A 13,704-nucleotide genomic window follows, 5' to 3' on the forward strand; every position below is an offset into this window, starting at 1 on the left:
CAATAGTTGCGCCTCAAACTGCCTCGACTTAATTCAACAACGATCCTCCAAAATCAAATGAGACCAACTCCTGCCGAGCCGCGCTCCCACGCTGGCCGCGTCATTGCCTGTCTGTATGCCACCCAATTCCTGCTCCTTGCTGGCGCAAGCGCTCAGGTCAACCCCGCCACTGCCAACGAGGGGTCGTCCCTTCAAGCATCCGTTCCCTCCGCCGCCACCAGCGATCCCGAGGAACTGGCTCCGGTTGTCGTTACCGCTAACAACCCCACCTTCATGCCACCAGCGGCAACCGTCGGGGTGCTTGGCGAACGCGACATTCTCGACGTGCCATTCTCCATATCACGAATTGATCGCGAAATGCTCGACACCCGCCAGGTGCGCGACATCGGCGATATTTTCAAATACGAGGCCTCGAGCTACGAAGCCACCAGTTCAGACACGTTCATTCCCATCATCAATATTCGAGGCTTCGAGTCGAACAACTACCTCATTGATGGCCTCACAGGTCCGGCGATCACGCAGACCTTCATGATAGATTCCGCCAACATCTTCAAAGGACCAAGCTCGGCCTTTTTCGGTGCCGGTGCGACTTTTACGGGCTTTTCAGGTGCCATCGACCTGCTTCCCAAGCGAGCCCCTCAAGGAGAAGAAGTGATCCGCCGAATGACGATCGGCTGGCAAACTCAAAATCACTGGCTCGGCAATCTCGACCTGGGTGAACGTTTGGGAAAAGAAAATCAGTTCGGCTACCGGCTTAACTTCGGCGGCAACTACGGAGAGCGGGCCACGGACAATTACGAACCCGAAGAATATTATATCGGCCTTTCCCTCGACTGGCGCGTCACGGACGCGGTCACCCTCACGGCAGACCTCGGCCACATTCGCGAAAGCAAGAATGGCTACCGCGACGGAGTGCTGCTGACTCCAGGCGTGAAGCTGCCCGCGCCTCCCGACCTCAGCCAGTCCACCGCCCAACTGTGGTCGCGTTATGACCGTGACACCGACTACGCCTACCTCCGGGCCGACATTGAACTCTCGAGCGACTGGACGCTCGAGCTCGACGGCGGTTACGCCCGCATGCAAGACCCGTATCGCAGCTCTTTCATCTTCATCACCGCACCCAATGGCGACGGCGATGCCATTGGCGGCACCACCCGTTTTGTCGATCCCTATGAAACCTGGGCCGCGCGTGTCCTCCTCTCGGGAAAATTCGACACCGGACCCCTCAGTCATCAGATGTCGCTGAGCTACAACTTCAACCGCCAGACGGCCATCGGAGAATATTTCCCCTACCCCACGACATCGACCAACCTCTACAGCCCGGTTCAAATTCCGGTGCCCTCCACGGCCAGCGCGACAAGCCGCTTCGGACCTAACTTCACCTCACACGTGACCCAAGTGACCGACTTCATTGAAATCCATCCCATGCTCACCGTCATGGGCGGCATGGCGCATGTTCATTTCAAAGATGGCAACTCAGGGTTCGATGATGGAGCCTTCACTCCCCTGGGCGGCATCATCTTCAAACCATGGGACAACACCTCCTTCTATGTCGGCTACTCCGAAGGCTTGGAGCAAGGTGCCATCGCGCCAGTGGGAACGACCAACCAAAACCAGTCACTGCCACCACGCGAAAACAACCAGTTTGAATTTGGTATCAAACACCGCGCAGGAGGAATGGATTTCACCCTTGCCGCTTTTGAACTGAACCAGGCGCTGCAATATGTGGATTCCAGCAACACCTTCGTTCAAGACGGCGACCAAACTCATCGTGGAGTCGAGTTCAGCGCTGGCGGCAATCTCAGTCGTGACCTCTCCCTGATCGTGACCGTCGCCTACTTTGACACCGAACTTGGAGCCAACAACCCCTCGGTCGAAGGCAATGAAGCCGTTGGCGTTCCCGAATGGTCCGTCCGTGCATTCGCCGAATACCGCCTCACGGATTGGGTCCCCGGACTCGCCTTCAATGCAGGCATGATCTACGCCGACAAAGCGCAGATCTTCGCTGACAACAGCCAGCAGATTCCCAGTTGGTGCGTTTTCGATGTCGGCATGAGCTACGACCTCAAGCCCACCTGGAATGTGCCCGCCCTGCTGCGCTTCAGCATCGACAATATCGGAGGAAAAAATTACTGGGCTGGCGGAAGTTATACCATCGCCCACGGCGAACCCCGCACCTTCAAGGTTTCTCTTCAGTATGATTTTTGATTGGGTTCCAACCGATCCACGGAGAAATGCTCCGTCGACAGACTTGAACCATCCCGTCCGAAAGCCGCCAACCACCCCTCCTCCATGACGCCTGATCGTCGGACCCAAGCACGGGATGTTCTTGTATTGATTCATCGCTACACCGGCCTCTGCATCGCCATCTTTCTGGTCGTTGCAGGGGTTACCGGAAGCATCCTGGCATTCGGTCATTCATTGGATGCCTGGATCAATCCTCACCTCCACCACCTCCCTCCGTCCTCCACCTCTCAACCAGTGGTGAACCCCTTCGAATTGCGCGAGACCGTCGCAGCAAATCTCGGCAAGGCGGTGAATGAGGTTAGACTGGATCTCGACCCCGGGGACGTTTGGAAGGTGCTCGTGGAAGGGAGGGAAACGTATGTGAATCCCCACGATGGCTCCATTCTTGGATCACGGGAATGGGGAAATCTCAGCGAAGGTTTTCGACTGAACCTCATTCCCTTCGTCTTGCGACTCCACTTCAGCCTCGCCCTGGGCGATGTCGGAACATGGCTCTTCGGCATCGTCGCCCTGCTGTGGACGCTCGATTGTTTTGTCGGCATCTGGCTAACCCTCCCACCAAAACGCCGCCTCAAAGCACCCGACAGTCGCAAGTCCTGGCTTCGTCGCTGGCTGCCCTCCTGGACGGTGAAAACCGGAAACCTGTTCAGCAGCATCTTCACCTTCCACCGCGCGACCGGACTCTGGTTGTGGGCCATGCTGCTTGTTTTTGCCTGGTCATCGGTTGGATTTAATCTTCAATCCGTCTACCAGCCAGTGATGCGCACCTTTGGGTATCGCAACCTCGACCTGCCAGAGCTGACAGTCCCACGCGACACGCCCGTCCTCAACTATCAGGCCGCACACGCCATCGCCCGAGGCCTCATGCAAAACGAGGCCCAAGCAAATCAATGGACCATCCACCGCGAAGCGCACCTCAGATACAATTCCGCCACCGGCTTGTATGCCTATTCCGTCTTCGGCAGCCTCGACCTCGGAAGCAAATTCCCAGGCACCACGCTCTGGCTCGACGGCGATACTGGCGACCAACAAAAATTTTATTCCCATACAGGCCAAACAACCGCCAATAGCTTCAGCAGCTGGCTGATCGCCTTGCACCTGGGCGACGTGGGAGGCCTTCCCTACAAAATGATCCTGAACCTCATCGGCCTCTTGATCGCAGCTCTGTCAGTCAGCGGAGTGTTCATCTGGTGGCGTAAACGGAAGATTCGAGTGAGACGACGGTCAGACCCATAGTCCTACGGTCTTAAGGTCTCCCCCCCTCGATAAGACCTGCCAGAATTCTGAGAACCAAGGTTTACCATTCAAAAGACTTATTCTTCGCAACAACCTTTAACCCACTCAAACCGTCCAAAATCCTCCATCGTTTAGGGGATTCTAAAATTGGTGCATCGTCCAGTTGAGGATGGATCGCTTGGTGCAGGAATTGGGGAGCCATCGACCCATCTGACGCATGAACCAAGCAACCAGTGGACCCGGGGTCAAGCGCGGGTCAACACGAGGTGAGTCGCCCGTTCCGATGCGACATGCTGCGCGCATTTGTATCCCAAGTTCGGTAGATCGACACCGCCGAACAGATGCTCGCCCGTGCCGAGCAAGACGGGCGCGATGGCCACATGCAGTTCATCAATCAGCCGCTCCTGTAAATACTGCCGGATGGTCGCTGCTCCCCCTCCGATGCGGACATCCTTTCCTTCGGCGGCTTCACGGGCTCGTTCAAGTGCGACGCGAATCCCGTCCGTAACAAAATGAAACGTCGTGCCGCCCTCCATCACGAGTGGCGCACGAGGATGATTCGTCAGCACAAAAACCGGCGTATGATACACCGGATTATCTCCCCACCAACCTCTCCAGCTCTCATCCAGCCAGGGACCGCGCACTGGTCCGAACATGTTGCGGCCCAAAATCCATGCACCGACATGGTGGAAACCCCGTGCCGCAAAGTCGTCATCGATCCCGATCTCGCCGCCTTGGTTGCCAAACAATTGCGTTTGGAACGTGCGAGTGGCGAACGCCCATTCATGCAAGGCTGTTCCGCCGACGCCGAGCGGGTTCTCCAGGCTTTGCTCGGGGCCTGCGCCAAAGCCGTCAATCGAGATGCTGAAGCTTTCTACGCGGACTTTGGTCATTGGTTGGTTTACTGTTGGAGTGTTTTGGCAACGAATCTCAGCACCAGACGTGAAGCACAGCGACGGGGACGAAGGTCGAAATGGGGGTCGGGATGCAGGTGCCAGTAATCATCGAAATTGAACGGCTGATACGGATTGTCACGTCGCGGCATATTTTTCTTAACGACTACTAACCCTGGTGCGATTCGCTACCGAAGCAAACTTGAGGATTAGCTCCTGCTTTTTAAGCTTTCTGCGATTCGCTCTGGACTCATGCGCAGGTCAAGAACTGCATGCACGAAAACTCTTTTCCCCTCTATCGCGTGGAAGATGCCGAAAGGTGTCTTCGGGATGAGCAGGCTGTGAAACGGATGAGAGTAAATTGGAGCGGAGTTGGGGAAATGGCGAATTTGCTCAAGACAATTGTCGAAGACGAAATAGAACGCATCCCCTCGACGAGAATATAGATCTAGAAACTCAATTTCGGCCCCCAGCAGGAACTCAACGTCAAACTCCATTATTTTCCGATAACTGTCTTAATATCAGTCCACGGCCGAGAAGCGTGGCTTCCCGCTTTAAAGTCAGCATGTCTCTGCTCCAACAGACCCACAATTTCAGGATTGGGAGTAATATCCGAAGAGGTTGATAGCTGTTCCCATAGCTCCGTAGCGAGTTGAAACTTCTCGTCATTGGTAAGTTGTTGAACTTCTGGAAGCTGTTCGATCATGATTGAGAATTTTATCGTGATTGTGACGAAGTGGCAAATGAATCTTGAAGCCAACAACCCCAGGCACAGCGGCAGCGGAGTGCGGCTCACCACCTGCATGGTGGGAGGAAAGGCGGCGGCGGAAGCAGATGGCGTGATGCACAGAGCGGTTTGCTACAGCGCCTTGTTGACCGAAGCAGCTTCGCTAAAGAGGTTCGCGTGGTGCGCGGATTGGAATGACCACAGTGGGTTTGCACATCCAGGCCCGGTTGTTTAAAATCCCTCTTGCAGTTCGACGCTCCGTGTCAAAAAAATCCCTTGCTTCAAGGAGATGGTGGACCAAAAGAATCAACCATGACCGTAATCCGTTCCCGGACAAAATCAGGCAGCAAGATCATGCTCATATTCGGGCTGGTCGCGATGTTGTTTTCCGTCATCTTCATTCCCCTTGGCGCCCGCTCCCTCGAAGAGGAAAGGCGTTTTGATGCCGAAGGCATCTCAGCACCAGCCATTGTCACTTCAAAAAGAGTCCACGAAAGAAGAGAGTGGGATCGCGAGACCAAGCGAGAAAAAATCATCACCACCTACTACCTGACATATGCCTTCACGACCGACCAAGGCCAGCCAATCGAGACCGAGAACTCCGTGTCGAAAACACGGTGGGAAAAATCCACCGAACAAGAAAGCCTCCAGGTTCAGCATCTACCCACCGATCCCACCAAGAACCGGATCGCTGGCGAGTCCGACCACACAACCACCCTCTTATTCGTCGGCCTTTCAGCCTTGGGCGGGCTCATCGGGCTGGGTTGCATCTTGACCTACATTTGGAAAACCTTCGCCCCCTCTGGAAAACCAGCCCGTCGCCCAGACCAAACTTGGTAGTCAATCCGTCCCGGCCCGCCCGCCAAGAACCCCGCTCTATACAACAACAAACGCCCCCTCCGTTGTCCAGCAGCGCCATTGTTCGCCTTCGTTTAAATGTCACTACGGTTTTGGTTCTGTTGATGTAGCAATCCAGCAATGGCTGCTCCAATCAACATGAAAGCTCCGAGGCCAATGGAACCGCGAAGCAGCATGACCACAAGTGCCCAGAGACTGATGACGAGACCAAATCCAAGGAGTCCACGAATGATGTTCCGGGGCACGTCAGAGATGCCTGTTGCATTGGTAATCGTCACGGCAAGGCCAAAAATCACCGCAGCAATGGCCAGCCAATAGGGTAACTTGATCGGGCCTAGACCCACACTACCGTTCTGTCCGGTCAATGGAACGGTCATGCCAGTCAACATCGAGGACATCATCCCCGAGAGCATGCCTTCCATTCCAACCTTCTGGCCATTGATCGTCATGCTGTCTCGCAGATCGTCTGCCGTCAGCTTGATCGTTCCCCACTGCGCGAATAGAGATGCAACGGCAAAGACGATGGCGACGCTCAAAAGGATGATGCGGTTTCCTAGCTTTGGATTTGGTGTCATGCTTTGTGATTAGGCGAACGTTGAGACATGGCGAGCTTCATACACTTGACCTGGGTCGAGGCTCTGACTGCGAGTTGAAGTTGTAGTGGTCCTGACGGCGGGTCAAGCGTTGGGAGTGATGTCCTGTTCTGCTTTGGGTTTGCAGGCTTCAATCGCATCTGCCAATCGTCGTGCGAAGTAGGGATCATCATCAAGTGTAAGGATCTCCGTGAAGCTCTTCAAGCGGTGATACAATCGAGGATCACGGGTCTGCTCAGCAGCCTCAATGCTAAGAATGCTGACCTCATCGTCTCTCCACTCGTTGATCAACTCAGGCAGAAGAGCAGAGTCTCCTCGCCTGGCCAGACCAACCAGGCCCTCACCTCGGATCTCATGGTCAGCATCCCTCAATGCCTGGCGCAGGGCATCGCGGATGTCCGGCGAATCTGTATCGATCTGAGATCCTAGCCCAAAGACAGCCCAACTCCTGACATCACGGTCAGCATCGCGGGTCAGCTCAATGAGTGCCTCAATCGCACGAGGGTCCTGGTGCCCGGAAAGTCCGAACACCACTCCATACCTCACCAGCGGGTCGGAATGCATGGACAGACTGACGAGGGCGGAGATCGCTGATTCTGCGGAACGGTGCCCCAACCCAACGGCCGCGCGATGGATGACGTGAGGATCGGAATCACCAAGCAATTCGGTCAGTATCGCCACGCTCTCATCCTGAAAAGTGTGATCGCTCCAGCCTAGTTGAGCCAGAATATCGGCCCCGATTGCGCGATTCCCTGCATCGTCGCTACGACTGTAATCCCTGCCGAGGCGGAATTCCTCATCACCGCCCCGGTAGTGCAGCAACGCCAAGAGCACGTCACGATCATCGTCATCAATGGCTTCACGACAGCGCTGCGCAACTTCGCGACTCGGAGTAGGATCGCCTTCATAGCGTTCGTCGTGCCGTGTCTTCATGACTTGGCAGAACGTAATGGATGAAGCGCGGCACGCAAGATCCCCTTTCAAATTGACGGTTTGTCGTCGTTGCCTCGACCAGTTTGTTCTGCTTTTTGTTCGATCTGATTGAAGCGTTTCCAGTTCTTGATTGCCAATTCGTCATCGGGTGCAACTTCCAATGCCCGAAGATACAGCTCTCGGGCTTCATCAGCATCTCCCAGACAATGCAGAGCGTCACCCTGCAAGCCAATTGGCGTCGGATTCTCCGGCTCCAACTGCTCTGCTCTTCTGAACCAATCCAGCGCTGCCTGGTAGTCCTGCAATTCGTAGTAGCAACTGCCGAGATACATCGGACTCCACGGATCTCTCGGATTCGCTTCGATGTCTTCCAAAAGAATGGGTAGTGCATCCTCCCAGCGGTGCTCTCTCATGATCCGCTTGGCTTCGTCTTGCAGAGTAGAAGGTGGAGTCATTTGTGCGGAACGTCTAAACTGTGCGGACCGCCGTGCGGGGTGGGCGGGTCAACCTATGAAAAGTATGGCCGACAGAGCAGCCCCGGCACTCATCAACCAAAGCTACTTTGTAGGGTTCGGTTATTTTTTGTAATGGTAGCGAAGTTGGATCAACAGTATCCCTGACTCAATCTGTCGATACACCATACGATGCTCTTCGGTGATCCGGCGAGACCAATAACCCGAGAGCCCTTGCCGAAGAGGTTCCGGTTTGCCGATCCCTTCGAGAGGTGATCTGAGAGTGTCTTTGATCAGTTCGTTGATTCTCTTCAGCACCTTTTTGTCCATCTGAAGCCAGTATTGGTAATCTTCCCAAGACTGTGCGGTGAAAGAGAGGTTCACGCGTCGAGGTCAATATCTTTGTGGATCAGATTGCCCTTCTCAGCTTCTTCAATCGAGTCAAAAAGGCGTTTTGCGTTAGCGGGGCTACGAAGAAGGTAGGCGGTTTCCTGAAGGGACTCGTAATCATCCAATGAGATCATTACCACCGCTTGATCTCGATTGCGCGTAATGATGACGGGATCCCGGTCCAGGCAAACTCGATTCATGGTGGAAGCCAAATTCTCCCTAGCGGCGGTGTAGGTAATGGCGGTCATATGGACAGGAACATGACCATGTTTGGGCCAATGTCAAATTTTTTGGCCGGCCGCTTCGGATCTGACGATGGTAAGTGGAAAGCTTTGATGACACGACACATGCCATCCGAGCCGTTGCCTGCATCCGTTTTGCTCGCTCTCTTGTCGGTGATTCATTGTGCTTCCAGCCGGCAGCCGTAGTTCTTGATCGGCAGTTCGTCTGGACAGGCCCAGACGCTGCCAGCCAAGCTTGCTATCGGAGAGGGCTAGATCCACCAAGAATGCGATAATCGTCTTCCTCCCCATCGAATTCCGGGTAGAAAATAAATCCCTTCGGACAACTGCCAAATACAAAGGTCCAGAAACTGATTTCATACAATTTTGTCACTCTGAACGTGGGCGCACGACCGATCGCGCGGGCTTGGCGCACCATCTCTCGAACTCGCCCCTCACTCTGCACGCTGGCCCACATCCGCTCGCGAGCGGTCAACTCGTCGGGTGCAAAGATCTTCCGCCCCGTGAAAAATCCGTAGAGTGGATTCTCGTCTCCCTCACATTCGATGTGTAGGCCCTCGGCGTTGATGATGCTCTGGTAGAATGGCATGGTTGGCTGATGCCTCGCTATGAATGACAGGGCGGTTGGACACAGTTCTTCGGGCGAACGTCAAAATTGAACGAAGCCGCTTCGCGGGGGTGGGGTTGGTGCGGGACGTGGATCGACATGAACAAGGTGGGTTTACAAAGATGTCAGGGACCTCAGGCGGGCGCTTGAGGGTGCGGCCCCGCATTCGCCAGGCTATTTGCTCCTCTTGGTTTCCTCGCTTTTCATTTTGATTGTAGACGCATCGTCATCGCCCGTCCTAAACCATTCTAACGACTCCTTGATTCGGCCGGCATAGAAGGTGTAGGGAATCTAGCCGTGACCACCCTCAGGTGAATGCCAGAAGTAATACCTCTTGCCCTTTGCGTTCTGGGGATGCGCAAACCATGATTGCTGAAAGCGAGACATGGCGATACAGAAACCTCGGATCATCGGGTTCTCAAACGATGAGGATAAGATTGCATGCCCACTCGACGACCATCCAAGCGTGAACACCCAACCTTCGCGGATCGCGTGTGACATCTCGACATCCTTGATGACATCGGCAATAAAATCTTCACTCGTAAATCTTGCTTCCTTGCTGGGAAACGCCCTGCTCGGCCAAAAGATCGTCGAGTCGTTCAGTGTCCCTCAGACCGGCGCAACCAGTGGCGCCACAATGAAGTCTTGCGGGGTGCCGTGGGCAATAATGACCTTCGCGCAAAATGGCAAGAACTCGGCACCACCCGGTCCGACAGGAAGAATCACAAGTAGCCCATATTCTTTTGGGGTCTCAGCGGGAACCAGCTTGTGGCGAATCAGGAAGTAGCGTTTGTTGGTATCGCCCCCGACGGTGTGTTCCTCGGTCGTCACTGACTTATCGATCTCCTGCGCTTGACCGCCGGGATACACCACACAAAAGAGAAGCAAGACTAAGCTGAACAGCGTTTTCATCGTGGCAGGCGGACTCTTTTCTTGGCCGAACGATCCAAGCTTGGAGCCCACCGCCGAGTGGCGCTGGCTGTGCCAGAGCGAAGCGGAGCAGAGGCCGTGAGCTCGGCGGTGGTTCGCTGCAACACTTGTTAGGCGACGGTTGTTGGCGTGAGTTCAAGGTAGTAAGCGGTATCGCACCGAGCAGCCAGATGCTCGGGAACATAGGGACGAAAGCCGTATCGCTCGTAAAGCAACACCGCCTCGCGTAGCACAGAGGCCGTCTCTAACACCACTCGCGTAAAGCCAAGAGCAGACGCCCTCGCCAAACCGTGTTCGAGGAGGCGGCGCCCCAGACCCTGCCCTCGTGCGGAACGGGCCAAATACATCTTACGGAGTTCGCAGGTGGATGGTGAAACCCGAAAGAGTCCGACTGTGCCAAGCACCTGACCCGAATCACCAACCAGAATATCAAAGGTGCCGCCCGCGGCGTGATAGGAGGCGTGAATGTCGTGCAGGTCGCAGTCTGTTCCGTCCGGGTCGGGAGTGAGGCCATACTCGGCCAAGACGCTAAAGACTAGGTTCTCGACCGCGACTCGGTCATCGTTGGTTGCTGGTCGGAGACTATGTTGCATTACGAGGAAGACGCGCGTTGTCGCCTAACTCTTCGAATCAGGCGACGGCGAAGCGGGAGGCGTCGATGACACGACAGATGCCATACGAGCCGCTGCCTGCATCCGTTTTGTTCGTCCTTGGTGATTCTGATGTGTGCGGCTGCCTCATCGTGGGGGTGTGTCTGAGTCCGGAATGGTGTAGCACTCCATCGTGCCAATGCCGAATGACTGCAGAAAAACAACGATGCGTAAACGAGTAGCCTCACCAAATGCCTCCTCAGAGGTAAAGGTGAATCCCCAACGATTGAAGGTGCCGCAAATCGGCGCAGCCTCTGAAGTGGCTAAACGAAAAGCAACTGTCCGCCCGTGGCTCAGTTGCTTGGAGCGGAGCTGACGGAGCATCGTGCTACCAATCGTAGCGTCTGTCTCTGACTGCTCCAGTAAGCACTCCAATTGCTGATACTCGGCAACCTCCAGCCACTCATCCTCAAGGACGGCCTCTGGGAAAGACTGCAACAATCTGTCAGCGGCACCAGAGTAGGCGAGCCACAGGACGGTCTCGTAAATCGGGATGCTCAATCTGCATACATGAGTCATTCTCGGATGGTGCTCTCGAAGTTGGGCGAACGTTCGAGCTAACCTGCCCGCGGAGGCGAGCGGCGTAAGCCCGGGCTGCAAGGTTAGCTCGCGTGCGGCGGCCGGGCTTACGCCGCTTTCCGTAGGGGGTCAGGTTGACCGAGGGATTAGGCCGCACTTGATAACTGCACAGGGGCTTGGACTATGCATTGAGACGCCAGGGCGGATGCCGGCGATTTACGCCAGCCCAGTAAATGCAGACCGCATTGCCCGTTGGGTCTTGCAGGCGGGCCTCGCGCCAAAGCCAGGGTTCATCTTTTGGACCGCTGATAAACGAGTAGCCCATTGCCTTGAGTTCCTCAACTTTATGGTCTAGTTCCGGACACTCGAAGTAGACCACCACACCACCTGTTGATGATTTGTCCTGACTGAGATGGACCGAGAAGGTCGACTCTCCATCGGGACACTCGAATCTTGCGTAGTGAGGCGAGCTGACAATGAGCTTCAGGCCGAGGCCGACGTAAAACTGCACGGAGGCAGCTATGTCGAGTGCAGGAACCGTGACTTGATTGAGTCGCATGACGAGGGCGGTAGGTGTGGTTGTGCGGCGTAACGTCGAGGCCTGGCACCCGCTACCGGGAGCGCCCCTCCGCTTCAGGTTGAGGTTTGTCGCTACCCTCAGACTTCGACTGGGAACGGGTAGCGGGTTGATCAATGCCGGCTTGTTCTGATTCTTCTTTTTCTGCGGCCTTTTCGTATCGCTTATAGGGTAGACGCGCATCACAAAACGCAAGCAGATCCTTGGCGCTCTTGCTGTCAGCCATGAATCCATACCACCCCGACATGCCGGGATAGGCAGTCACATAAAAATTACAGCACTCCCAGCAGATCGACGTCTCACCAGCCAGTCTACCTCCACGATACAGGCGATATCCGTAGACTGCGCCATGGCACATCGCTTGACTCCAGTAATTGGGCGCCTGATAGCTCCAAAGCTCAAGAAATTCATCAAGCTCGCTCTCGGTCAAGGTTACGCTTCCGTAAACAGGGGTTGTCGATCCATAGGGGCGAAGTGGAAAAGTCTCCTCTCGCTCATCCACAGCCTCTCCCTTCAACAAAAAGACTTCAACCTTCGCGATGCCCTCAGTATCTGAAAACAGCTCAATCGCCTTACGATGGAAGCGCCCAACCGTTGCATCGCGCCACCCGCCGAGAAGTCCGAAGTAAACGGCGCAAACTCCAACGATTAACCACGGCAGCCACTTACTGCCCCTATGTATCCACTTGCGCATCAATTTTTAGTAGAAAGTCTCGGATCAGGTGACGGCAAGCGGAAAGCGTCGATGACACGACAGATACCATTCGAGCCGTTGCCTGAATCCGTTTTGTTCGGCATCTTGTTGTGCCTGGGAAATCATGATGAGGGGGGATGTTCAGGACGGCGGTCAATTAGCAGGTGCCCAACCACAGAACCAACAAGTGCCCCAAAGCACGACGGGGTGGCATGAAGAATGAAATCAACTGAAAGACCAACTACCCAAGAACTAGTAGAGCCTGGAGTCGCCCAAATGGCAAGCCCATCAAAGTCACTCCAATCGCGCCGAACGAGATAAACCACGAAGCTGATGACTGGGCACAACAGGACAGCGGTGACTGGGTGCTTGCGAAGAACGAAACCCACGACCAAAGAGGCGACGAAGAACACCGAGAGGTATGAGATAAGTGGCTCCATGCTTGTGGGGGTCGTTACGGGGTAGCCGAACGTCCAAGAGGTGGCAGGCAAAGCCTCGCCGTGTTCGCTTTCGTGATTGCGCGGTTTGGCAACTCCTGAAGGAAGAACGCTACTTTTGCTTTCTCTGTAGTGGCATCGTCGCGCCGTCCTTGCTTGGTCCGTAGTAGGCTTCTGATTCCGAAACGAAGAGGAAATACCAGGTAGTCTTTTGACCACCTTGAGTTCCAGCTCCTGTCACCTCAACGAAGCCGCCAGCCCGCTTCCGCCAGGCGATCGACGTCGGATCTGCTCCACCGAATGACCGCGTCCCTTTCCCATCAGGTTCGAATGTGAAGTCTGTGCCCGTGGGGGTTTTCCAGACTGTTCCTTCAAATCCAAATTGGGTGGAGGTAGAAGCTACGACCGGTGCGCCATCATTGGAAACACCCTCAGCAGCTCCGATAGCCTTGAGTTCAGCCAAGACTTTGGCAACGTCGTCGAGTCGACCAGCCTTTGCGTGTTGCTGCATCAGGCTCCGTAGTTCCCTCTCGTAAGTGGCCTTCAATGGTTCCACTGCCTTCGAAACAGCATTTTCATAAGAGGCTTTCAAACGATCCAGATTGTCCTGGGCAAAACAGAGCAATGGTAGCATGACCAGTCCGACGATGAGGTTTTGTGTTTTAGTTTTCATCAATTTTTCAAAGCGAACGATGAGTGGTGGCACCGGTGAAATCAAG

Annotated in this window: 17 protein-coding genes; 3 read left to right on the top strand and 14 right to left on the bottom strand. The window is 55.0% G+C overall.

Features of this window, described 5'->3' with window-relative positions; genetic code table 11:
* Window positions 1–57 precede the first annotated feature (57 nt).
* The gene (locus FEM03_RS12325; protein WP_138086566.1) at window positions 58–2,208 is read left to right on the top strand and encodes a TonB-dependent siderophore receptor; all 2,151 of its coding nucleotides are present in this window, start codon (window positions 58–60) and stop codon (window positions 2,206–2,208) included.
* An 84-nt stretch (window positions 2,209–2,292) separates the two neighbouring features.
* Window positions 2,293–3,483, top strand: a complete 1,191-nt coding sequence (locus FEM03_RS12330; protein ID WP_138086567.1) for a PepSY-associated TM helix domain-containing protein — start codon at window positions 2,293–2,295, stop codon at window positions 3,481–3,483.
* Window positions 3,484–3,728: 245 nt separating this feature from the next.
* Here the strand turns inward: FEM03_RS12330 and FEM03_RS12335 are convergent, their stop codons facing one another.
* Both FEM03_RS12335 and FEM03_RS12345 read right to left on the bottom strand, forming a co-directional pair.
* Window positions 3,729–4,376 (bottom strand): dihydrofolate reductase family protein, encoded by a 648-nt coding sequence (locus FEM03_RS12335; protein ID WP_138086568.1) that lies wholly within the window; start codon window positions 4,374–4,376, stop codon window positions 3,729–3,731.
* A 496-nt stretch (window positions 4,377–4,872) separates the two neighbouring features.
* Complete coding sequence (locus FEM03_RS12345; RefSeq protein WP_138086570.1) at window positions 4,873–5,181, bottom strand: addiction module protein; 309 nt, start codon at window positions 5,179–5,181, stop codon at window positions 4,873–4,875.
* 234 nt (window positions 5,182–5,415) lie between these two features.
* On the opposite strand from FEM03_RS12345, the gene FEM03_RS12350 reads away from it, so the two are divergent.
* On the top strand, window positions 5,416–5,943 hold the full coding sequence (locus FEM03_RS12350) for a DUF3592 domain-containing protein (protein WP_138086571.1): 528 nt from the start codon (window positions 5,416–5,418) through the stop codon (window positions 5,941–5,943).
* A 92-nt stretch (window positions 5,944–6,035) separates the two neighbouring features.
* Here the strand turns inward: FEM03_RS12350 and FEM03_RS12355 are convergent, their stop codons facing one another.
* The 12 genes from FEM03_RS12355 to FEM03_RS12410 all read right to left on the bottom strand — a co-directional run bounded on the left by FEM03_RS12355 (window position 6,036) and on the right by FEM03_RS12410 (window position 13,691).
* Window positions 6,036–6,536, bottom strand: a complete 501-nt coding sequence (locus FEM03_RS12355; RefSeq protein WP_138086572.1) for a hypothetical protein — start codon at window positions 6,534–6,536, stop codon at window positions 6,036–6,038.
* A 102-nt stretch (window positions 6,537–6,638) separates the two neighbouring features.
* Window positions 6,639–7,487: a HEAT repeat domain-containing protein gene (locus FEM03_RS12360; RefSeq protein ID WP_138086573.1), complete on the bottom strand. Its 849-nt coding sequence runs from the start codon at window positions 7,485–7,487 to the stop codon at window positions 6,639–6,641.
* A gap of 47 nt (window positions 7,488–7,534) precedes the next feature.
* Window positions 7,535–7,900, bottom strand: coding sequence for a tetratricopeptide repeat protein (locus FEM03_RS12365; protein WP_166442817.1), 366 nt, complete (start codon window positions 7,898–7,900; stop codon window positions 7,535–7,537).
* A 162-nt stretch (window positions 7,901–8,062) separates the two neighbouring features.
* Complete coding sequence (locus FEM03_RS12370) at window positions 8,063–8,323, bottom strand: Txe/YoeB family addiction module toxin (protein ID WP_138086575.1); 261 nt, start codon at window positions 8,321–8,323, stop codon at window positions 8,063–8,065.
* Window positions 8,320–8,577 (bottom strand): type II toxin-antitoxin system Phd/YefM family antitoxin, encoded by a 258-nt coding sequence (locus FEM03_RS12375; RefSeq protein WP_138086576.1) that lies wholly within the window; start codon window positions 8,575–8,577, stop codon window positions 8,320–8,322. Before FEM03_RS12375 ends, FEM03_RS12370 begins: the two co-directional genes overlap by 4 nt.
* Before the next feature lie 232 nt (window positions 8,578–8,809).
* Window positions 8,810–9,160 carry a hypothetical protein gene (locus FEM03_RS12380; protein ID WP_138086577.1) on the bottom strand — a complete coding sequence of 117 codons (351 nt, stop codon included), beginning with the start codon at window positions 9,158–9,160 and terminating at the stop codon, window positions 8,810–8,812.
* Window positions 9,161–9,787: 627 nt separating this feature from the next.
* Window positions 9,788–10,090, bottom strand: coding sequence for a hypothetical protein (locus FEM03_RS12385; RefSeq protein ID WP_138086578.1), 303 nt, complete (start codon window positions 10,088–10,090; stop codon window positions 9,788–9,790).
* Window positions 10,091–10,218: 128 nt separating this feature from the next.
* On the bottom strand, window positions 10,219–10,632 hold the full coding sequence (locus FEM03_RS12390; protein WP_206170985.1) for a GNAT family N-acetyltransferase: 414 nt from the start codon (window positions 10,630–10,632) through the stop codon (window positions 10,219–10,221).
* A 213-nt stretch (window positions 10,633–10,845) separates the two neighbouring features.
* Window positions 10,846–11,259: a hypothetical protein gene (locus FEM03_RS12395; protein WP_138086580.1), complete on the bottom strand. Its 414-nt coding sequence runs from the start codon at window positions 11,257–11,259 to the stop codon at window positions 10,846–10,848.
* Window positions 11,260–11,458: 199 nt separating this feature from the next.
* On the bottom strand, window positions 11,459–11,836 hold the full coding sequence (locus FEM03_RS12400; protein ID WP_138086581.1) for a VOC family protein: 378 nt from the start codon (window positions 11,834–11,836) through the stop codon (window positions 11,459–11,461).
* A 52-nt stretch (window positions 11,837–11,888) separates the two neighbouring features.
* Window positions 11,889–12,548, bottom strand: coding sequence for a hypothetical protein (locus FEM03_RS12405; RefSeq protein ID WP_138086582.1), 660 nt, complete (start codon window positions 12,546–12,548; stop codon window positions 11,889–11,891).
* A 549-nt stretch (window positions 12,549–13,097) separates the two neighbouring features.
* The gene (locus FEM03_RS12410; RefSeq protein WP_138086583.1) at window positions 13,098–13,691 is read right to left on the bottom strand and encodes a hypothetical protein; all 594 of its coding nucleotides are present in this window, start codon (window positions 13,689–13,691) and stop codon (window positions 13,098–13,100) included.
* Window positions 13,692–13,704 lie beyond the last annotated feature (13 nt).

This window comes from Phragmitibacter flavus, from assembly GCF_005780165.1.
GTDB classification, from domain to species: Bacteria; Verrucomicrobiota; Verrucomicrobiia; order Verrucomicrobiales; family Verrucomicrobiaceae; genus Phragmitibacter; species Phragmitibacter flavus.

Coding starts and splice junctions, on each gene's coding strand:
- FEM03_RS12325 (WP_138086566.1), top strand. CDS start 58: ATGAGACCAACTCCTGCCGAGCCGCGCTCCCACGCTGGCCGCGTCATT.
- FEM03_RS12330 (WP_138086567.1), top strand. CDS start 2,293: ATGACGCCTGATCGTCGGACCCAAGCACGGGATGTTCTTGTATTGATT.
- FEM03_RS12335 (WP_138086568.1), bottom strand. CDS start 4,376: ATGACCAAAGTCCGCGTAGAAAGCTTCAGCATCTCGATTGACGGCTTT.
- FEM03_RS12345 (WP_138086570.1), bottom strand. CDS start 5,181: ATGCAGGTGGTGAGCCGCACTCCGCTGCCGCTGTGCCTGGGGTTGTTG.
- FEM03_RS12350 (WP_138086571.1), top strand. CDS start 5,416: ATGACCGTAATCCGTTCCCGGACAAAATCAGGCAGCAAGATCATGCTC.
- FEM03_RS12355 (WP_138086572.1), bottom strand. CDS start 6,536: ATGACACCAAATCCAAAGCTAGGAAACCGCATCATCCTTTTGAGCGTC.
- FEM03_RS12360 (WP_138086573.1), bottom strand. CDS start 7,487: ATGAAGACACGGCACGACGAACGCTATGAAGGCGATCCTACTCCGAGT.
- FEM03_RS12365 (WP_166442817.1), bottom strand. CDS start 7,900: ATGAGAGAGCACCGCTGGGAGGATGCACTACCCATTCTTTTGGAAGAC.
- FEM03_RS12375 (WP_138086576.1), bottom strand. CDS start 8,577: ATGACCGCCATTACCTACACCGCCGCTAGGGAGAATTTGGCTTCCACC.
- FEM03_RS12380 (WP_138086577.1), bottom strand. CDS start 9,160: ATGCCATTCTACCAGAGCATCATCAACGCCGAGGGCCTACACATCGAA.
- FEM03_RS12385 (WP_138086578.1), bottom strand. CDS start 10,090: ATGAAAACGCTGTTCAGCTTAGTCTTGCTTCTCTTTTGTGTGGTGTAT.
- FEM03_RS12400 (WP_138086581.1), bottom strand. CDS start 11,836: ATGCGACTCAATCAAGTCACGGTTCCTGCACTCGACATAGCTGCCTCC.
- FEM03_RS12405 (WP_138086582.1), bottom strand. CDS start 12,548: ATGCGCAAGTGGATACATAGGGGCAGTAAGTGGCTGCCGTGGTTAATC.